The 19,926-nt window shown below is 72.4% G+C and carries 18 protein-coding genes; 15 read left to right on the forward strand and 3 right to left on the reverse strand.

What is annotated here, in order from left to right; translation table 11 throughout:
• Positions 1-10: 10 nt before the first annotated feature.
• The 9 genes from ACQVFL_RS07400 (at position 11) to dapB (ending at position 9,843) form a co-directional block, all read left to right on the forward strand.
• Positions 11-418, forward strand: coding sequence for a hypothetical protein (locus ACQVFL_RS07400; protein WP_396691667.1), 408 nt, complete (start codon positions 11-13; stop codon positions 416-418).
• Positions 418-627: a DUF6186 family protein gene (locus ACQVFL_RS07405; RefSeq protein WP_396691900.1), complete on the forward strand. Its 210-nt coding sequence runs from the start codon at positions 418-420 to the stop codon at positions 625-627. The genes ACQVFL_RS07400 and ACQVFL_RS07405 overlap by 1 nt, the downstream gene beginning before the upstream one ends.
• 563 nt (positions 628-1,190) lie before the next feature.
• Positions 1,191-2,540, forward strand: coding sequence for an MATE family efflux transporter (locus tag ACQVFL_RS07410; RefSeq protein WP_396691666.1), 1,350 nt, complete (start codon positions 1,191-1,193; stop codon positions 2,538-2,540).
• 123 nt (positions 2,541-2,663) lie between these two features.
• Positions 2,664-3,506, forward strand: a complete 843-nt coding sequence (gene truB / locus ACQVFL_RS07415) for a tRNA pseudouridine(55) synthase TruB (protein WP_431729788.1) — start codon at positions 2,664-2,666, stop codon at positions 3,504-3,506.
• A gap of 52 nt (positions 3,507-3,558) precedes the next feature.
• Positions 3,559-4,488, forward strand: a complete 930-nt coding sequence (locus tag ACQVFL_RS07420) for a bifunctional riboflavin kinase/FAD synthetase (RefSeq protein ID WP_396691665.1) — start codon at positions 3,559-3,561, stop codon at positions 4,486-4,488.
• Positions 4,489-4,658: 170 nt separating this feature from the next.
• Positions 4,659-4,928, forward strand: coding sequence for a 30S ribosomal protein S15 (rpsO, locus tag ACQVFL_RS07425; protein WP_117226670.1), 270 nt, complete (start codon positions 4,659-4,661; stop codon positions 4,926-4,928).
• 226 nt (positions 4,929-5,154) lie between these two features.
• Positions 5,155-7,509 carry a polyribonucleotide nucleotidyltransferase gene (locus tag ACQVFL_RS07430; RefSeq protein WP_396691664.1) on the forward strand — a complete coding sequence of 785 codons (2,355 nt, stop codon included), beginning with the start codon at positions 5,155-5,157 and terminating at the stop codon, positions 7,507-7,509.
• Positions 7,510-7,609: 100 nt separating this feature from the next.
• Positions 7,610-8,998, forward strand: a complete 1,389-nt coding sequence (locus ACQVFL_RS07435; protein WP_431729017.1) for a M16 family metallopeptidase — start codon at positions 7,610-7,612, stop codon at positions 8,996-8,998.
• A 71-nt stretch (positions 8,999-9,069) separates the two neighbouring features.
• A complete protein-coding gene (gene dapB / locus ACQVFL_RS07440; RefSeq protein WP_396691662.1) occupies positions 9,070-9,843 on the forward strand; it encodes a 4-hydroxy-tetrahydrodipicolinate reductase in 774 nt (257 codons plus the stop codon).
• A gap of 394 nt (positions 9,844-10,237) precedes the next feature.
• Here dapB and ACQVFL_RS07445 read toward each other — a convergent pair whose 3' ends face one another.
• Both ACQVFL_RS07445 and ACQVFL_RS07450 read right to left on the reverse strand, forming a co-directional pair.
• Entirely contained in the window at positions 10,238-11,488 is a 1,251-nt protein-coding gene (locus ACQVFL_RS07445; RefSeq protein WP_431729018.1) for an IS110 family transposase, read from the reverse strand.
• A 342-nt stretch (positions 11,489-11,830) separates the two neighbouring features.
• Positions 11,831-12,466, reverse strand: a complete 636-nt coding sequence (locus ACQVFL_RS07450; RefSeq protein ID WP_431729019.1) for an N-acetyltransferase family protein — start codon at positions 12,464-12,466, stop codon at positions 11,831-11,833.
• Between the two features lie 35 nt (positions 12,467-12,501).
• On the opposite strand from ACQVFL_RS07450, the gene ACQVFL_RS07455 reads away from it, so the two are divergent.
• Positions 12,502-13,809, forward strand: a complete 1,308-nt coding sequence (locus ACQVFL_RS07455; RefSeq protein WP_431729789.1) for a glycosyltransferase family 87 protein — start codon at positions 12,502-12,504, stop codon at positions 13,807-13,809.
• Here ACQVFL_RS07455 and ACQVFL_RS07460 read toward each other — a convergent pair.
• On the reverse strand, positions 13,708-14,259 hold the full coding sequence (locus tag ACQVFL_RS07460; protein WP_396691660.1) for a GNAT family N-acetyltransferase: 552 nt from the start codon (positions 14,257-14,259) through the stop codon (positions 13,708-13,710). The two genes, ACQVFL_RS07455 and ACQVFL_RS07460, sit on opposite strands and share 102 nt — an antisense overlap.
• Before the next feature lie 79 nt (positions 14,260-14,338).
• Here ACQVFL_RS07460 and ACQVFL_RS07465 point away from each other — a divergent pair, with 79 nt between their 5' ends.
• The 5 genes from ACQVFL_RS07465 to ACQVFL_RS07485 all read left to right on the forward strand — a co-directional run bounded on the left by ACQVFL_RS07465 (position 14,339) and on the right by ACQVFL_RS07485 (position 19,895).
• Positions 14,339-15,568, forward strand: a complete 1,230-nt coding sequence (locus tag ACQVFL_RS07465; protein WP_396691659.1) for a winged helix-turn-helix domain-containing protein — start codon at positions 14,339-14,341, stop codon at positions 15,566-15,568.
• A complete protein-coding gene (locus tag ACQVFL_RS07470) occupies positions 15,565-16,149 on the forward strand; it encodes a DUF2752 domain-containing protein (RefSeq protein ID WP_396691658.1) in 585 nt (194 codons plus the stop codon). The genes ACQVFL_RS07465 and ACQVFL_RS07470 overlap by 4 nt, the downstream gene beginning before the upstream one ends.
• A 250-nt stretch (positions 16,150-16,399) precedes the next feature.
• Positions 16,400-17,143 (forward strand): FAD-dependent thymidylate synthase, encoded by a 744-nt coding sequence (thyX, locus tag ACQVFL_RS07475; protein ID WP_396691897.1) that lies wholly within the window; start codon positions 16,400-16,402, stop codon positions 17,141-17,143.
• Positions 17,144-17,224: 81 nt separating this feature from the next.
• The gene (dapA, locus tag ACQVFL_RS07480) at positions 17,225-18,151 is read left to right on the forward strand and encodes a 4-hydroxy-tetrahydrodipicolinate synthase (RefSeq protein WP_431729020.1); all 927 of its coding nucleotides are present in this window, start codon (positions 17,225-17,227) and stop codon (positions 18,149-18,151) included.
• 52 nt (positions 18,152-18,203) lie between these two features.
• On the forward strand, positions 18,204-19,895 hold the full coding sequence (locus ACQVFL_RS07485) for a ribonuclease J (RefSeq protein WP_396691656.1): 1,692 nt from the start codon (positions 18,204-18,206) through the stop codon (positions 19,893-19,895).
• The last annotated feature ends 31 nt before the right edge of the window (positions 19,896-19,926 follow it).

Consider the following 19,926-nt stretch of genomic DNA (forward strand, 5'->3'; position numbering starts at 1 on the left):
GAATCGAGTGATGGAGCAGCCCCACGACCTCACGATCGACGCTCCCCGGACCTGGGAGAGGCCAGTCGTCTGCGTACCGGTGCTGGTGGCCCTCTCGCTGGTCGGCGGCCGGTTCCCGTCGTTCTCCACGGAGGCCAACCTCTACGTCTTCGGCACCGGCGGGCTGCTGATCTGGCTGGGCCTGACCAAGCGGGTGCAGGCCCGCCCGGCACCCGAGCGTCTGGGTTCCGGCGCGGTCTGGTGGACGCTGCCGGTGGTGGTGTTCGGGGTGTTCGAGGGGGCGACCTTCTTCGCGGCGGCCGGTGACGACTTCCCGACCTTCTCGCTGCTGGCCGACCCGTTGCTGGAGGACCGACTGGTCCGTTCCGCCGCCTGGCTGGTCTGGCTCTCGGCGTTCTGGGGGTTGGTGCGCCGATGATGCGTTATCTGGCGATCGGCGGGTTCCTGGTCGGTCTGGTGTTGTTCGCGGTGGTCGAGTGGATGGCACGGCGGGAGGGCTCGCGCATCCCGACGCTCGGCGAGATGTGCGCCTACGTGATGCGCTACGAGGTCGGTCCGGTGCCGGTGGGCCGGATCGGCATGTTCGGCTTCTGGTGGTGGGTGGGCTGGCACTTCCTGGCCAGGTGACCGGGATCCGACCGGTCCAGATGGCGGGAACAGCACGCACCATGTGGACCTGAACGATAACTTGGGAATAGACCGGTGCTGCTGTGGCGCGGGTCACGGGAGCGGAGCCCTACCCGGCGTCGCTTCCCCTCCAGGGTCGACCGACCCGGGCCAACCACCACACCACCCGTCCATAGCTCCGGTGATCCTGGGGCCGGTTCCGGGTGCCTGTCGTACACCGCCCGTGATGCCGTCGCGCCAGTCGGCGCGCGCCCTGGAAGGGGTCCGCCATGCCCGCCAAGCCCAAGACCGAGACCACCGACGAGGCCCGTGAGCAGGCCCGCCGCGCCCTGCAGACCTCGATGGACACCCGTCAGTGACCGTACGCGCCCGGCGGTGACGCCGAGCCGCATCGCGCGTGAGGCGTCACCGCCTCGGACCGGCTGACGGTCCCGGGGCGGCCTGTGCCACCGTCCGCGTACCGACCCGTCGCCTGTGCTTCCACCGTCCTGGCGGACGCCCCGCTCGGGTAAGTGCCGCAGGAGCTTGCTCTCCTTACACATCGCGTGCCAGGATCGGCGGCGATGAGCCAGACCTCCGTAGCCGGCCGTGTCGCCTCACCGCGCCGGTTCGCCGCCCTCGCCCTGCCGGCTCTCGTCGTGCTGGCCGCCGAGCCGATCTACGTCCTCGTCGACACCGCGGTCGTCGGTCACCTGGGCCGCGTGCCGCTGGCCGCGGTGGCGGTCGGTGGCACCGTGATGACCCTGACCGCCTGGCTGGGCACCGTGGTCGCCTACGGCACCACCGGCCGGGCCGCCCGCCGCTTCGGCGCCGGTGACCGGGCCGCCGCGGTGGCCGAGGGCGTGCAGTCCTCCTGGCTGGCGTTCGGGGTGGGGCTGCTGGTCGTGGTCGCCATGCAGTTCGGTGGCGGCGCGCTGGCCGGCGCTCTCGCGGGCGGCGGTGAGGTGGGCGAGGCCGCCGGGCAGTGGCTCCGGGTCGCCGCGTTCGGTGCGCCCGGCCTGCTGCTCGCCGCCGCCGGCAACGGCTGGATGCGGGGCGTCCAGGACACTCGACGACCGCTGATGTTCGTGGTCGGTCCGAACCTGCTCTCCGCGGTGCTCTGCCCGGTGCTCGTCTATCCGGTGGGGATGGGGCTGACCGGCTCGGCGGTGGCCAACGCGATCGCCCAGACCATCGGTGGCGTGCTCTTCGTCGGCGCGCTGATCTCCGAGCGGTCGCCGCTGCGCCCGAACCTCCGGGTCATCCGCCAGCAACTCGTGCTCAGCCGTGACCTGCTGATCCGGGGCGTCGCCTTCCAGGTCAGCTTCCTGTCGGCTACCGCCGTGGCAGCCCGGTTCGGTGCCGCCGTGGTCGGCGCCCACCAGATCGCGGTGCAGCTCTGGTTCTTCGCCGCGCTGGTGCTCGACGCGTTGGCCATCGCCGCGCAGGCGCTGGTCGGTGCGGCACTCGGCGGTGGTGACGCGGCGGTGGCGCGGGCCCTGGCCCGCCGGGTCGCCTGGCTGGGCGCGGTCTGCGGCACCGCGTTCGGGGTGCTGGTGGCGGCCGGTGCCGGCGTGGTGCCGGCCCTGTTCACCCCGGACACCGCCGTGCACGCGCAGGCGATGGTGGCGTGGCCGTGGTTCGTCGCGATGCTGCCGCTGGCCGGGGTGGTGTTCGCCCTGGACGGGGTGCTGATCGGTGCCGGTGACATCCGCTATCTGCGCAATCTGACCGTGGCCGGTGCGCTGGGCGGGTTCCTGCCGGCGATCTGGCTCGCCTACGCCTTCGACCTCGGCCTCGGCGGGATCTGGGCGGGCCTGATGCTGTTCGTCGTCGTCCGGCTGGTCGGTCTGGTGCTGCGGCTGCGCAGCGGCGCCTGGGCGGTGACCGGCGCGGTCCGGGACGAGAAGCGGCCGGTCGACGCCGTCGCGTGAGCGTCGACGGATCGGCCATCCGGTCTCCGGCCGGTCGTCCGGTGTCGGGCGGACGCCGGCGGTCTGGCAGGCTTGCACGTCGTGAGCATTGAGGGTCTGATCGTGGTGGACAAGCCCGGCGGCATGACGTCGCACGACGTGGTGGCGCGGATCCGCCGGTTCGCGCGGACCCGGCGGGTCGGCCACGGCGGCACGCTCGACCCGATGGCCACCGGGGTTCTGGTGCTCGGTGTGGGCCGGGCCACCCGGCTGCTGACGTACGTGATCGGAGCGGACAAGAGCTACACCGCCACCGTCCGCCTCGGCCAGTCCACGGTCACCGACGACGCGGAGGGCGACGTGATCGCCACCACGCCCGCCGGCACCCTCACCGACGAGGCGATCCTCGCCGCGCTGGCGGACCTGACCGGCGAGATCGACCAGGTGCCGAGCGCGGTGAGCGCCATCAAGATCGACGGACAGCGGGCGTACAAGCGGGTGCGCTCGGGGGAGAACGTCGAGCTGCCGGCCCGGCGGGTCACCGTAGCCCGCCTCGCCGTGTCGGCGATACGTCGCGACCAGCCGGACGTCGTCGACGTGGACGTCGACGTGTCCTGCTCCACCGGTACGTACATCCGGGCGATCGCACGCGACGCGGGCCTGGCGCTCGGGGTCGGTGGGCACCTGACCGCGCTGCGCCGGACCGCGGTGGGCGGCTTCACCCTGGCCGAGGCCGCCACCCTCGACGAGTTGGAGCAGCGCGCGCCCGACGTGGTCGGGGTGCCGCTCGCGGTCGCCGCCGCCCGGTTCTTCCCCCGCCGGGACGCCGGCGCCGACGAGGCGAAGGTGCTCTCCCACGGCGGGCCGCTGGAGCCGGTCGGGCTGGCCGGACCCTACGCGGTCTTCGATCCGGCCGGTGGGTTGATCGCTATCGTCAGCGAGCGGGGTGGCCGGGCCCGTGCGGAGATCGTGCTCGCCCCGGCCTGACGGCGGTGCCGGCCCGGTCGGTGCGGGCGGGCGGACTAGCGGAGGAACAAGCATGCAGCGGTGGCGGGGCTTCGACGCGGTGCCCGGCGGGTGGGGGCGGTCCGTCGTCACCATCGGCGTCTTCGACGGCGTGCACAAGGGGCACCAGGCGACCATCGGCCACACCGTGGCCCGGGCCCGCGAGCTGGGCGTGCAGTCGGTGGTGGTCACCTTCGACCCGCATCCGGCCGAGGTGGTCCGGCCCGGCTCGCACCCGGCGGTGCTCACCGAACCGGCCCGCAAGGCGGAGCTGATCGAGTCGCTCGGCGTGGACGTGCTCTGCGTGGTGCCGTTCACCGCCGAGTTCTCCCGGCTGCCCGCCGAGGCGTTCGTGCACGACGTGCTGGTGGCGCACCTGCACGCCGCCCTGGTGGTGGTGGGGGACAACTTCCGGTTCGGGCACCGGGCGGCCGGGGACGTGGCGCTGCTCGACCGGCTCGGGCGTACGTTCGGCTTCGCCGTCGAGGACGCTCCGCTGGTCTCCGAGGCGGGCACGGTCTTCTCCTCGACCTACATCCGCTCCTGCGTCGACGCGGGGGACGTGCCCGCCGCAGCGGTCGCGCTGGGCCGTCCGCACCGGCTGGAGGGGATCGTCGTCCGGGGTGACCAGCGCGGTCGGGAGCTGGGCTTCCCCACCGCGAACCTGCTCTGCCACCGGTACGCGGCGGTGCCGGCGGACGGCATCTACGCGGCCCGGTTGATCCGTCGGGGGCAGCCGCACCCGTTGGCCGCCGCCGTCTCGATCGGCACCAATCCGACCTTCTCCGGCCGGGAGCGGCGGGTCGAGGCGTACGCGCTGGACTTCGACGGCGACCTGTACGGCGAGCGACTCGCCCTGGACTTCGTCGCCCGCCTGCGCGGGCAGGTCCGGTACGACGCGATCGAACCGTTGGTCGCGCAGATCACCGAGGACGTCGCGCAGACGCGCCGGGCGCTGGGCTGAGGGCTCGCCAGGACGATCCGGACCAGGTGCTGGTAGGCTGGCGTGGACGTCGGCTGACCGACGTGGGGCCTCGCTGCCTGCTCGACGCCGCGGACGCGAGGGCCGTTCGTCGCCGGTGCCCTAGCCCGGCCCGACGAACCGTATCGACAACCCATCAGAACAGGGAGAACATGGCGCTCGACCAGCAGGCCAAGGCCAAGATCCGCGAGGAGTACGCGACCGCCGAGGGTGACACCGGGTCGCCCGAGGTGCAGGTCGCGGTCCTCACCAAGCGGATCGCCGAGCTCACCGAGCACCTGAAGGTGCACAAGCACGACCACCACAGCCGCCGTGGGCTGCTGCTGCTGGTCGGCCGTCGCCGTCGGCTGCTCAACTACGTGCAGAAGAAGGACATCAACCGCTACCGGTCGCTCATCGAGCGACTCGGTCTGCGTCGGTGACGTGACGGGGGGAGTGGCCCAGCGGGCCGCTCCCCCCGTCGGCGTCCCACCCGAGACACGGGCCGCGCGCACCTGAGACAAGGGGAGCCGTCGGCGTACCGGTCTCCGGTAGTGGCCTCCGGAGGCCCCGGCAGTTCGCCGGTGGTACCGGGCGCTTCGATCGAAGACCGGCCGTCCGTACAGCTCCCGCGTCGTGGCCCCCGATGCGAAGGAGCACCACAGCACCATGACCGAGACCAAACTCGGCACCGAAGTCCGCACCGCCGTGATCGACAACGGGTCGTTCGGCACCCGTGAGATCACCTTCTCCACCGGTCGGCTGGCCCGTCAGGCTGCCGGCTCCGTCATCGCCCAGCTCGGCGAGACGGTCGTCCTCTCCGCCACCACCGCCGGCAAGCAGCCGAAGGAGCAGTTCGACTTCTTCCCGCTGACCGTCGACGTCGAGGAGCGGATGTACGCCGCGGGCCGGATCCCCGGCTCGTTCTTCCGCCGTGAGGGTCGCCCCAGCGAGGACGCCATCCTCACCTGCCGCCTGATCGACCGGCCGCTGCGTCCCTCGTTCGTCAAGGGCCTGCGCAACGAGGTCCAGGTCGTCGAGACCATCCTCGCGCTCGACCCGCAGCACCCGTACGACGTGGTGGCGATCAACGCCGCCTCGATGTCGACGAAGCTCTCCGGCCTGCCGTTCTCCGGCCCGATCGGGGCCACCCGGATGGCCCACGTCGACGGCCAGTGGGTCGCCTTCCCGACCCACGAGGAGCTGAGCCGCGCCACCTTCGACATGGTCGTGGCCGGTCGCGCCCTGGCCGACGGCGACGTCGCGATCATGATGGTCGAGGCCGAGGCCACCGAGCACACCGTCAAGCTGGTCGCCGACGGTGCCCCGGCACCCACCGAGGAGGTCGTGGCCAGCGGCCTGGAGGCCGCCAAGCCGGCCATCCGTGAGCTGTGCCGCGCGCAGAGCGAGCTGGCCGAGGTGGCCGCCAAGCCGGTCGCCGAGTTCCCGGTCTTCCTGGAGTACCAGGACGACGCGTACGACGCGGTCGCCGAGTTCGCACGCGCCGACGTCGCCGAGGCTCTGCAGATCGCCGGCAAGGCGGACCGCGAGGAGGCCCTGGACGCGGTCAAGGCCCGCCTGCTGGACGAGGTCGGCCCGCGTTTCGAGGGTCGGGAGAAGGAGCTGTCGGCCGCCTTCCGTTCGCTGACCAAGTCCGAGGTGCGCGGTCGCGTGCTGCGGGAGCAGGTCCGCATCGACGGACGTGGCCCGCGCGAGATCCGTCCGCTGAGCGCCGAGGTCGGCGTGCTGCCCCGGGTGCACGGCTCGGCGCTGTTCGAGCGTGGCGAGACCCAGATCCTCGGCGTCACCACGCTGAACATGCTGCGCATGGAGCAGGCGCTGGACACCCTCTCCCCGGAGAAGTCCAAGCGCTACATGCACAACTACAACTTCCCGCCGTACTCGACCGGTGAGACCGGCCGGGTCGGCTCGCCGAAGCGCCGCGAGATCGGGCACGGCGCGCTGGCGGAGCGGGCGCTGATCCCGGTGCTGCCGTCGCGCGAGGAGTTCCCGTACGCGATCCGGCAGGTCTCCGAGGCCCTCGGCTCCAACGGCTCCACCTCGATGGGTTCGGTCTGCGCCTCGACGTTGGGCCTGCTCTCCGCCGGTGTGCCGCTGAAGGCGCCGGTGGCCGGCATCGCCATGGGCCTCATCTCCGACGAGGTCGACGGCAAGACCCAGTACGTGACGCTGACCGACATCCTCGGTGCCGAGGACGCCTTCGGCGACATGGACTTCAAGGTCGCCGGCACCCGGGACTTCGTCACCGCCCTGCAACTCGACACCAAGCTCGACGGCATCCCGTCGGACGTGCTGGCCGCCGCGCTCCAGCAGGCGTACGAGGCCCGGCAGACCATCCTCGACGTGATGCAGCGGGCGATCGAGGCCCCGGCCGAGATGTCCGACTACGCGCCCCGGGTCACCACGGTGAAGATCCCGGTCGACAAGATCGGCATGGTGATCGGCCCGAAGGGCCAGACCATCAACGCCATCCAGGACGAGACCGGCGCCGAGATCTCCATCGAGGACGACGGCACCATCTACGTCGGCGCCACCAACGGCCCGTCGGCGCAGGCCGCGGTCGAGCGGATCAACGCGATCGCCAACCCGACCCTGCCCAAGATGGGCGACCGCTTCCTGGGCACGGTCGTCAAGACCGCGCCGTTCGGCGCGTTCGTCTCGCTGCTGCCGGGCCGCGACGGTCTGCTGCACATCTCCAAGGTGGGCGACGGCAAGCGGGTCGAGAAGGTCGAGGACTTCCTCAACGTCGGCGACCGGGTCGAGGTCGAGATCGCCGACATCGACCAGCGCGGCAAGATCTACCTCGACAAGGTCCGGCCGGAGGGCGCTGAGGCGCCCGCCGCCGAGGCCGGTGGCGAGCGGCCGGCCGGCCGCGACCGGGGCGACCGGGCTCCGCGTGACCGGGGCGACCGCGAGCGCGGTGGCGACCGGGGCGGGCGTGGCCCGGAGGGTGGCGAGGGCGGCGGGGACTCCCGTCCGCGGCGCCGCACCCGGCACAGCTGATCGCCGTTTAGGAGTACCGCAGCGCTGACCGGCCGGGCGACACCGTCGCCCGGCCGGTTCGTGATCCACCACCCCTCGTCGTACTTGGAAGCAGGTTGCCGTGAGTCGGACCCGCCGTTCGTCCCCGCCCACGGCGCGACCGGGAGGGACACCGTCCGGCGTCCGGCACGCCGCCGCGACCACCCGGGCGGTGACCAGGACGTTGAGTGACGACCCACTGGGCGGTACGGTGCGCCGCACGGTGCTGCCCAGCGGGCTGCGGGTCCTCACCGAGGCGATTCCGGCGATGCGCAGCGTCTCGTTCGGCATCTGGGTGGCGGTCGGCTCGCGGGACGAGACGGGGCCGCAGGCCGGTGCCGCCCACTTCCTGGAGCACCTGCTGTTCAAGGGCACCCACAAACGGGACGCCCTGGAGATCTCCTCGTCGATCGAGGCGGTCGGCGGGGAGACCAACGCCTTCACCACGAAGGAGTACACCTGCTACTACGCCCGGGTGCTGGACGAGGACCTGCCCCTGGCCATCGACGTGATGTGCGACCTGGTCGCCGACTCCCTGATCGAACCGGCCGACGTGGAGACCGAGCGGGGCGTCATCCTCGAAGAGATCGCCATGCACGACGACGAGCCCGGCGACGAGGTGCACGACCTGTTCACCCGGGCCGTCTACGGCGACCACCCGCTGGGCCGGCTGATCTCCGGCACGGCGGAGACGGTGACGCCGATGACCCGCTGGCAGATCCAGGGCTTCTACCGCCGCCGCTACGTCGCGCCGCAGATCGTCATCGCCGCCGCCGGGAACCTCGACCACGCGACCGTGGTCCGGCTGGTCCGGTCGGCGCTCAAGGACAGCCCGCTGGACACCGACCCGGCGACGCCCGCGCCGCACCGGCCGACCACCCCGGCGGTACGCACCGAGACCGCCACCGTGGTCGTCCATGCCAAGGAGACCGAGCAGGCGCACGTGGTGCTCGGCAGCCCCGGCATCGACCGGCTCGACGAGCGCCGCTTCGCCCTCGGCGTGCTCAACAACGTGCTCGGTGGCGGCATGTCCAGCCGCCTGTTCCAGGAGATACGCGAGCGACGCGGCCTGGCGTACTCGGTCTACTCCTACGCCAGCCAGTACGCCGACACCGGCCTGTTCGGCGTGTACGCCGGCTGCGCCCCGGGCCGGGTGCAGGAGGTGCTGGAGCTGACCCGGGCCGAGTTGGCGCGTACCGCCGCGCAGGGCGTCACCGAGGCCGAGCTGGCCCGGGGCAAGGGGATGAGCAAGGGCTCGTTCGTCCTCGGCCTGGAGGACACCGGCTCGCGGATGAGCCGGCTGGCCAAGGGGGAGCTGCTCTACGGCGACCTGGTCCCGGTCGACGAGTTGCTGCGCCGGGTCGACGCGGTCACCCTCGACGAGGTCAACGCGCTCGCCGCCGACCTGCTCAGCCGACCCATGTCGCTGGCCGTGGTCGGTCCGTTCGGCGAGGCGGACTTCGTCGCCTGACCCGGCCGCCCGGGGGTGCGACCGTCGTACCCCCGGGGTACCGCCGTCCCGATTGGGATAGGTTGTGCCGCGTGACTGACGAGCAGGAGAAGGGCGCGACCGGGCCGATCCGGGTCGGTGTGCTGGGTGCCCGGGGCCGGATGGGCCTCGAGGTGTGCAAGGCCGTCGACGGCGCCGCCGACATGGAACTGGTGGCCACGGTCGACCAGGGTGACCCGCTGACCGCCGTCGCGGAGGCCGGTGCGCAGGTGGTCGTCGACTTCACCACCCCGGACGTGGTGATGGACAACCTGCGCTGGTGTGTGGACCAGGGCGTGCACGCGGTCGTCGGCACCACCGGCTTCACCGGGCAGCGGCTGGACCAGGTGCGGGAGTGGCTCGGCGGCAGGCCGGAGCTGGGCATGGTGATCGCCCCGAACTTCGGCATCGGCGCGGTGCTGATGATGCAGTTCGCCACTCGTGCGGCCCGGCACTTCGAGTCCGTCGAGATCGTCGAGCAGCACCACCCGCGTAAGCTCGACGCGCCCAGCGGCACCGCCACGCACACCGCCCGCCTGGTCGCCGCGGCTCGCGCCGAGGCCGGGTTGGGCCCGATGCCGGACGCGACCACCGACGAGGTGCCCGGTGCCCGGGGCGCCGACGTCGACGGGGTACGCGTGCACGCGGTCCGGGCCACCGGCCTGCTCGCCCACCAGGAGGTGCTCTTCGGCACCACCGGCGAGACGCTGACCATCCGGCACGACTCGTACGACCGGGTCTCGTTCATGCCCGGCGTGCTGCTGGCCGTGCGCGCGGTGCCCAGCCGACCCGGGCTGACCCTCGGCCTGGACCCGCTGCTCGACTGAGCCCGGCCCGGGCGGCCGGGACGCGCGACGCGGGCCCCTCCCGGACGGAGGCCGTCGTGACGGACCGAGGCCGTCGTGACGGACCGAGGCCGCCGTGACGGACCGAGGCGGTGTCCTACCCCTGCGTCGGGCCCTGTCGAGCTGAACCGTCTGCGCTATCGCTGCCCGGTCGGCCGCCCGTCACCGTCGGTCGGCTACGTGTGATCGGTCGCTGCCGGGCGAGCCGTCGCTGCCGGGCGAGCCGTCGCTGCCGGGCGAGCCGTCGCTGCCGGACGGGCCGTCGCTGGCTGCTCGCTGCCGAGTGGGCAATCGGTGATCCGTCTCTGCTCTCAGCTCGACAGGCACCGGGGTGGCAGTACGTCTCCGTCGGGGGGGGGTGTCCCTATGGGTTTGGTCAAGCCGCGATCGGCGTGGCTGGGCGGGGTTGGTAGGGGATCTTGTCGCGGAGCATGGCGAACAAGACATCGCAGCGGCGGCGGGCCAGGCAGATGAGGGCAGCGTTGTGGCGTTTGCCCTCGGCTCTCTTGCGGTCGTAGTAAGCCCTGCTGGTGGGGTCGGCGAGGGCGGCGAACGCGGCGAGGAAGAAGGCTCGTTTGAGGTTCTTGTTGCCGCCGCGGGGTGGGTGTTCGCCGCGGATGCTGCTGCCGGATCGTCGGGTGACGGGTGCGAGTCCGGCGTAGGCGGCGAGGTGGCCGGGGGTGGCGAAGGCGGTGCCGTCGCCGACTTCGAGCAGGATCCGGGCGGCGGTCCTGACACCGATGCCGGGCATCGAGGTCAGGACCTCGGCGAGAGGGTGCGCATCAAGCATCCCCTCGACCTGAGTGGCGACCTGGTCGCGTTGGCGCAGGACGTCTCGCAGGCTGTCAGCGAGGCGGGGCAGGATCGTCTCCGCCGCCTGGGTGCCGGGAACGGTGACGGTCTGCTCGTCCAGCGCGGTCATGATCTGCTCGACGAGGCGTTCGCCCATGCGGGGTGCGTGGACGGCGGCGATCGACAGCAGCTTGCGGCGGCCGGCCTTGCGCAGCCCGACCGGACCGCCGCACCGGGACAGCAGCTCCAGCACCGCCTTGTGGTGGACTTTCGGGCCGAGGACACGTTCCAGAGCGGGGTGGATCTGGGTGAGCAGTCCCCGGATCCGGTTGGACACGCGGGTGGCTTCGCCGGCGAGGTCATCATCGAAGCCGACCAGGACCTCCAGTTCGGCCAGGGTCTCGTCGCCGACGTCGACCCGCCGCAGCGTGTGCGGCAGAGTGCGGGCCGCGTCAGCGATGACGTAGGCGTCGCGGGCATCGGTCTTCGCCGAACCGGGGTGCAGGTCAGCGATCCGCCGCATCGCCAGGCCGGGCAGGTAGGCCACCTGATGCCCACACGCCCGAGCCACCGCGACCGGCAAGGCACCGATCGACGCGGGCTGGTCGACCACCACCAGAACCGCACCGTGACGGGCGAGCTTGTCGAACAACTGCCGCAGCCGCGCCTCCGTGTTCGGCAACGCCGCGTCATGCAGCCGCCTGCCGTCCGGCGCCAGCCCCACCGCGTGGTGACCCTCTTTGCCGACGTCCAAGCCGAGGTAGACGCCGTATCCGTCGTGCACCACACCCGCCTCCACGCATCGCCTCGTGGCCCCGGCCGCTGGTCTGGGCATCGGACTGCCGGCAGCCACGTTACGAAGAGACCAACCCACAAAGCGGGCGGCCGTGTCCCTATCAGCGGTCCACCGACGCCACCCGACCCGGCGACAACACCCCCCGGATCATCCAAACGACAGGGGCAGGAAGTCATACCGGGCCGAGCGACCGAGAGTCCCCGACTGGGGACGATCAAAAAGGTAACCGGGGGGGGCACCGGCGGATCGTGGCCGGTCGGAATAGGGCCGGCGACGGTCGAGCGACGGTCGCCGGGGTAGCGGTGCGTCCGAGCGACGGTCGCCGGGGTAGCGGTGCGTCCGAGCGACGGTCGTCACCGGGCCTGGCCGTCCGAAGGCCGCTCAGTCCGCCTCGGCGGGCGGGGCTGCGGGAGCGTCGGCGGGAGGGGCGGCCGGTTCGCCGGGTTCGCCCGCCTCGGTGGGCACCGCCACGTGCAGGCGGAGCTGCGGCACCAGCATGTCGTCCACGTCCAGCGCCCGGCCCGCCCCGTCGGGCTCCCAACCGGCCGCGCCGAGGAACTTCCGGGACGCCTCGTCGCCCTCGAAGACCCAGGCGAGCGCCCGGGTGAAGCCGGACTCCCGCCACAGGTCCACACTGGCGGCGAGCAGCCGGCTGCCGTGCCCGCGCCGACCCCAGCGCGGCTCCACCAGCAGGTCCGTCACCGCCACCACGCCGGTGCCGAGCGCGTCGGCCGGCTCGTTGGGGGCCAGGGCCTCCGCGTCGACCGGCCCGGAGGCGGCGAAGCCCACCAGATACGATTGCTCGGCCTGTTCGACGGCGACCAGCACCCGATGGGTGTCGCCGGGCGGCTGGCGCACCGCGGCGTCCCACCGCCGCGCGAGCCACGCCTCGTCGAGGTTCTCCAGCACGTGCCGGGGCAGCAGCCGCCGGTAGGCGACCCGCCAGGTCGCGAGCTGGATGCGGGCGATCTCGGCGGCGTCCTCCGGACGCGCCGGGCGGACAAACCCCAGAGCCATGGGACGACAGCCTACGCAGGGTGAGGGAGGCGACGGTGGCGCAGGGTGCCAGGCGGACGGTCGGACAGGTCGTCGCAGTGGTCGTACTCGCCGTCGCGGTGACCGCGTTCCTGTCCGTGGCGGCGGTCCGGCACGGCTTCTTCGACCTGCACGTCTATCGCGGCGCGCTGGTCTGGTGGGTGCACGACGGCGGTGAGATCTACGACTACCTCAAGCCCGGCACCCAGTACGGCTTCACCTACCCGCCGTTCGCCGCGCTGGTGATGCTGCCGATGGCGTACCTGCCCTGGCACGGGGCGATCGCGGTGAGCGTCGCCGCCGGGGTGGCCGCCGCCGCGGTGCTGATCTGGTGGCTGCTGGACCCGGTGTCCCGGCGCGCCGGCTGGACCCGCTGGTTCGCCTTCGCGGTGGCGCTCTGCCTGGCCGCCGCGTTCGAGCCGATGCGCGAGACCATCAACTTCGGTCAGGTCAACACGCTGCTGCTGTTCCTGGTCGCGGTGGACCTGCTGCGGCTGCTGCCGCGCGACAGCCGGTGGGCCGGTGTCGGCATCGGCCTGGCCACCGCGATCAAGCTCACGCCCGGCATCTTCCTGGTCTACCTGCTGGTCACCGGCCGCTGGCGGGCGGCGCTCACCGCCACCGGCACCGCCGCCGGAGCGACCGTGCTGGCCGCCGCGCTGTTCCCGGACGCCTCCCGCGAGTTCTGGACCTCCGCCCTGTGGAACACCGGCCGGGTCGGCGAGCTGGCCTTCGTCTCCAACCAGTCGCTGCGCGGCGTGGTGGCCCGGCTCGACCCGCAGAGCCCCAGCACGCTGGCCTGGCTGGCGCTGGTGGTCGCGACGGTCGTGGTGTGGATCTGGCGGTCGCGGGCCGCCGTGGCGGTCGGTGACGAGGCGGCTGGCCTGGCCCTGACCGGAGCGGTGATGTGCCTGGTCAGCCCGGTCACCTGGGTGCACCACCTGGTCTGGCTGCTGCCGGGGCTGGTGCTGCTGGTGGATCACGGCATGGCCGCTCCGTCGCGTAGCCGCCGACGCCGCCTGCTGCTGGCCGCCGCCACCGTCGGGTACGGCTTCCTGACCAGTCGGATCGTCTGGGCGTGGGAGCAGGACTTCAGCGGGGTCGACGGCTTCCTGTTCGGCAACACGTACGTCTGGATCAGCCTGGCGCTGCTGGCCTTCCTGCCGTTGGGCCGCCGGGACGGAACGCCGGGCCGGGGCGGACCGTCGACGCCGGTCGCGCGGTCAGCCGTCGAGGCGACCGGTGTACCGCAACTCGACCAGCCCGATCGGCGGACGCCCGCCGGACAGTGGCACCGGATAGGTCGACTCCGCGCCATCCGGTGACAGACCGGCTCGTTGGTAGAACCGGCGGGCCCGGTGGTTGTCCGCCAGCACCCACACCCGGTACTCCGACCAGCCGCGTTCCCGCAGGCCGTCGTGCGCGGCCGTGAACAGCGCCGCAGCCGTGCCGTCGCCCCAGTGGGCAGGTGCCACGTAGAGCGCCAGCACCTCGCCGTACGTCGGGTCGAGGTCGCCCCGGTCCTGGTCGTTGCGGTACGGCCCGAACGTGGTGAACCCGGCCAACGCCCCGTCGACCTCGGCGAGCAGGGTGGTGAACGGGTGCTCCGGGTCGGCCGTGCCGAGGGCCCGGCGGCGCTGCGCCCAGGCCACCGGGTTGAGCCGCTCCAACACCTCGTCCGGCATGATCCCGGCGTACCCGGCCTGCCAGCCGCTCACGTGCACCCGGGCGATCGCCTCGGCGTCCTCGGGTTCCTCCCGACGGATGGTGGGCATGGCTCCAGTTCTAGGCGGCGCGCGGCGTCAGGTCCAGTGTCCGCACCGGTGTCGTACGGGTGACGTAGCCTGCGCTGCGATGGTCGCACCGGAATCGCTCTCGCTCGCCCAGGCCCGCCGGGTGGCGCTGGCCGCACAGGGCTTCGCCGACCCGCCGCCCACCGGGGTGCCCACCCGCCGTCACCTGCGGCGGGTGCTCGACCGCGTCGGTCTGATCCAGATGGACTCGGTGAACGTGCTGCAACGCGCGCACTACCTGCCGCTCTACAGCCGGCTCGGGCCGTACCCGGCCGCGCTGCTCGACACCGCCGCCTACCGCCGGCCACGTGACCTGTTCGAGTACTGGGGGCACGAGGCGTCGTTGGTGCCGGTCGGCCTGCATCCGGCGCTGCGCTGGCGGATGGCGCGGGCACACACCGACGCCTGGGGCGGGATGCGCCGCATCGCCCGGGAGCAGCCCGCCCTGGTGGCCTGGGTCCGCGACGAGGTGGCCGCACGCGGCCCGCTGACCGTCGCCGAGATCGAACACGACGCGCCCCGGGAGACCGGCAACTGGGGCTGGAACTGGTCGGCGGTCAAGCAGGCGTTGGAATACCTCTTCTGGGCCGGCGAGGTGTGCGCGGCGGACCGCACCACCTCCTTCGCCCGCCGCTACGACCTGCCCGAACGGGTGCTCCCCGCCGAGGTGCTGAACGCACCGACGCCGAGCGACGCCGAGGCGTACCGCACGCTCGTCGGCGTCGCCGCCCGCGCGCTCGGGGTGGCCGCGGAGGTGGAGCTGCGCGACTACTTCCGCCTGCCGGTGGCCGGTGCCCGGCAGGCGGTCGCCGAGCTGGTCGAGGCCGGGGAACTGCGCCCGGTGACGGTGCCGGGCTGGCGGCAGCCGGCCTGGCTGCACGCGCAGGCCCGGGTGCCCCGCTGGGTCCGCGGCAACACCCTGGTCAGCCCCTTCGACCCGCTGGTCTGGGAACGAGGCCGCACCGAGCGGCTGTTCGGCTTCACCTACCGCATCGAGATCTACGTGCCCGCGCCGCAGCGGGTGTACGGCTACTACGTGCTGCCGTTCCGGCAGGGGGAGCGGTTCACCGCCCGCGTCGACCTCAAGGCCGACCGCAAGGCCGGGGTGCTGCTGGTGCCGGCCGCCTGGGTCGAGCCGGGCGCCGACCCGGGGGAGACCGCCGTGGCCCTCGCCGCCGAGCTGTACCGGCTCGCCGGTTGGCTCGGCCTGGACGCGGTCGCTCCGCCCTCCGCCGGTGACCTGGCCGCGCCGCTGGCCGCCGCGCTGCTGGGCGTGGCAGGTGTACGGTGAGCAACGTGACGAGCGTTGACCGACCGGGCGCCCAGCCACCCCCGCCCGCCGGCCATCCGGGGGACCACCCCGGCGGTCATCCGGGGACTTATCCCGGCGGCTATCCGCCGGGCTACTACCCGCCGATCGCCGAGCCCGACCGCCTCACCCGCTTCGTCACGCGCCTGCACGCGCGCACCCCGCGCTGGGTGGTGCCGCTGGCCGCCGTCGGGTGCGTCGCCGCCGGCATCGGGTACGCGCTGATCAGCGACCCGACCCGCTCCGCGCCGGACGCGCTGCCCAGTTGCCTGCTCAAACTCACCACCGGCCTGGACTGTCCCGGCTGCGGCGGCACCCGAGCACTCTGGTACGTCCTGCAGGCCGACCTGCCGGCTGCCGCGCGGCACCACTTCCTCTTCGTCTTCGCGCTGCCGTTCCTGGCGTACTTCTTCGTCGCCTGGGCCGGCAAGCAGGCGTTCGGCTGGCGCCTGCCCGAGCTGCGCGTCGGTCCGAGGCTGATCGGTGGTTTCCTCGCCGCCTGGCTGGCCTTCACCGTGGTCCGCAACCTCCCCTGGCCCCCCTTCACCGCCCTCTACGTCTAACCCCCACCCCCACCCCCACCCCCACCCCCACCCCCACCCCCACCCCCACCCCCACCCCCACCCCCACCCCCCACGGCCTGCACCCCTGCCCCGCGTGATCAAGAAGTTTTGGTCGTTAACGCCGTCGTCCGTGACCGAAAGCTCTTGATCAACGCGGCCGGCGGGGTGGGACGGCGTGGGGCGGTGGGGGTGGTGGGGGTGGGGGTGGGGGGTGGTGGGTGGGCCAACTACAGTCGCAGGAATGCCGGAGATGGTGCAGCCCCAGGTCAAGCTGATCGCGTGGACCCACTTCGACCCGCCGGAGGACGTGCCGTGGTCGACCGACGCGGACGGGGGACAGGCGCTCGCGGAGTTCGCCGGGCGGGCCTGCTACCAGAGCTGGAAGAAGCCGAACCCGGCGACCGCCACCAACGCCGGCTACCTCGCGCACATCCTGGAGGTCGGGCACCTCTCGGTGCTGGAGCACGGGTCGGTCAGCTTCTACTTCAGCGGGGTCTCCCGGTCGTTCACGCACGAGCTGATCCGGCACCGGCACTTCTCGTACTCGCAGTTGTCCCAGCGGTACGTGCCGGAGCGGGACGCGGCGATGGTGGAGCCGAGGGTGATCGCCGAGGACCCGGAGCTGCACAAGCGGTTCGTCGAGGCGGCCGAGGCGAGCGTGCGGGCGTACAACGAGTTGTTGGCGGGGTTGGAGCAGCACTTCGCCGACGAGCCCAACCCGACGTTGCGGCGTAAGCAGGCCCGGCAGGCTGCGCGGGCGGTGCTGCCGAACGCCACCGAGACGCGGATCGTGGTGACCGGCAACTACCGCGCCTGGCGGCACTTCATCGGTATGCGGGCCACCGAGCACGCCGACGTGGAGATCCGGGAGCTGGCGGTGGAGTGCCTGCGGCAGTTGCAGCGGGTGGCGCCGAACGTGTTCGCCGACTTCGTCGTCTCGACCCTCGCCGATGGCACCGAGGTGGCGGCGAGCCCACACATCGCGGCATCCTGAGCGGGAGAGCCCTTCCGCTCACCGAGGGGTCCTGAGGCCTTCCCCGGCGGCCGACCGCCGGCCGTCCGCTAGGTTGTCACCATGACGCACGACCACCTTGACACACCGGTCCGGGCGGCCTCCCGCCCCTTCGGACGAGTGCTCACCGCGATGGTGACCCCGTTCACCGCCGACGGTGCGCTCGACCTCGACGGCGCCGCGCGACTCGCGGACCACCTCGTGACCGAGCAGGGCAACGACGCGCTGGTGGTCAACGGCACCACCGGCGAGTCGCCGACCACCACGGACGCGGAGAAGGAACGCCTGATCCGGACCGTGGTGGAGACCGTCGGTGAGCGGGCCCGGGTGGTGGCGGGGGTCGGCACCAACGACACCCGGCACACCGTCGAGCTGGCCGCCACCGCGGAGAAGGCCGGTGCGCACGGGCTGCTGGTGGTGACCCCGTACTACAACAAGCCGCCGCAGGCCGGGTTGCTGCGTCACTTCACCGAGGTGGCCGACTCCACTGGCCTGCCGGTGATGGTCTACGACATCCCGCACCGCTCCGGGGTGCCGATCGAGACCGAGACGCTGGTCCGGCTCGCCGAGCACGGCCGCATCGTCGCGGTCAAGGACGCCAAGAACGACATCACCGCGACGAGCTGGGTGACCAGCCGTACGGACCTGGCGTTCTACAGCGGCGACGACGCCTTCACGCTGCCCGCGCTCGCGGTCGGGTGCGTCGGCGTGGTCGGCACCTCGACGCACTTCACCGGGGCCGACACCAAGCGGATGATCGAGGCGTACGACGCGGGGGACACCGCGACCGCGCTCGCCCTGCACCGTCGGCTGCTGCCGCTGTTCACCGGGATCTTCCGTACCCAGGGCACGATCCTGGTCAAGGCGGGTTTGAACGCGTCGAAGCTGCCCGCCGGGCCGGTCCGGTCGCCGCTCGTGGAAGCCACCGAAGACCAGCTCGCCCAGCTCCGCGCCGACTGCGCGGCGGCCGGGCTACCGCTGCCCGAATGATCAAACGACACGACGGACGCCGGGTGACGGCGTCGCAGAATGAGGTGAACGCGTGACCGAGGCGCACAACGAGGAGGCCCAACTTCCCCCGCCGCTGCCGGAGGGCGGACTGCGGATCATTCCGCTCGGCGGGCTCGGCGCCATCGGCCGGAACATGACCGTCTTCGAGTACGACGGCAAGCTGCTGGTCGTCGACTGCGGCGTGCTCTTCCCCGACGTGGAGCAGCCCGGCGTCGACCTGATCCTGCCGGACTTCGGTCCGATCCTCGACCGGCTCGACGACATCCAGGCGATCGTGCTGACCCACGGCCACGAGGACCACATCGGCGCGGTGCCGTACCTGCTCGCCCACAAGCCGGACATCCCGTTGGTGGGCTCCCAGTTCACCCTCGCACTGGTCGAGGCGAAGCTGGCGGAGCGGCGGATCCAGCCGTACACGTTGACGGTGCGCGAGGGCGGCCGGGAGCGGCTCGGTCCGTTCGAGTGCGAGTTCTTCGCCGTCAACCACTCGATCCCGGACGCGCTGGCGGTGGCCATCCGTACGCCGGCGGGCCTGGTCCTGCACACCGGCGACTTCAAGATGGACCAGCTTCCGCTGGACGGTCGGATCACCGACCTGGCCGGGTTCGCCCGGCTCGGCGCCGAGGGTGTGGACCTGCTGCTGTCGGACTCCACCAACGCGGAGATCCCCGGCTTCGTCACCCCGGAGCGGGAGATCGGCCCGGTCCTCGACTCGATCTTCGCGAAGGCGCGCGGCCGGATCATCGTCGCCTCGTTCGCCTCGCACGTGCACCGGGTGCAGCAGGTCTTCGACTCGGCGCTGGAGCACGGCCGCAAGGTCGCGCTGATCGGCCGGTCCATGGTCCGCAACATGGGTATCGCCCGTGACCTGGGGCTGCTCAACATCCCGGCGGGTCTGGTGGTGGGTCTGGACGAGGCCACGTCGATGCCGCCCGAGCAGATCGTGCTGATGTCCACCGGGTCGCAGGGCGAGCCGATGAGCGCCCTGGGCCGGATGGCCAGCGGCGACCACCGGCACATCACGATCGCCCCGGGCGACACGGTGGTGCTGGCCTCGTCGCTGGTGCCGGGCAACGAGACCTCGGTCTACCGGGTGATCAACCGGTTGGCCCGGGCCGGTGCGGTGGTGGTGCACAAGGACGTGGCCAAGGTGCACGTCTCCGGTCACGCTCCCGCCGGTGAGCTGCTCTATCTGCTCAACGTGGTGCGGCCCAGCAACCTGATGCCGGTGCACGGGGAGTGGCGGCACCTGCGGGCGCACGCCCGCCTCGGCATCGAGTCCGGGGTGGCGGCCGACCGGGTGGTGCTCTGCGAGGACGGCGACGTGGTCGACCTGGTGGAGGGGCGGGCCAGCCTGGTCGGGCGGGTCAAGAGCCGGTACGTCTACGTCGACGGTCTGGCCGTCGGTGACGTCAGCGAGTCGCTGCTCACCGAGCGTCGCATCCTCGGTGACGGCGGGTTCATCGCCGCGACCGTGGTGGTGGACTCGGTGACCGGCAAGGTGGTCGCCGGGCCGACCGTGTCCGCGAAGGGCTTCTCGGAGGACCAGCAGGCGTTCAACGCGGTGATCCCGCTGGTCACCGAGGCTCTCAACCGGGCCGCCGCGGACGGCATCACCGACCCGCACCAGCTCCAGCAGATCGTCCGCCGCACCGTGGGCCGCTGGGTCAACGACGCCTACCGGCGTCGGCCGATGATCGTGCCCACTGTCGTCGAAGTCTGAACCGTTCGGTCCATCCGCCCGTACTCCGATC

It is taken from the genome of Verrucosispora sp. TAA-831 (genome assembly GCF_050780145.1).
GTDB lineage: Bacteria > Actinomycetota > Actinomycetes > Mycobacteriales > Micromonosporaceae > Micromonospora.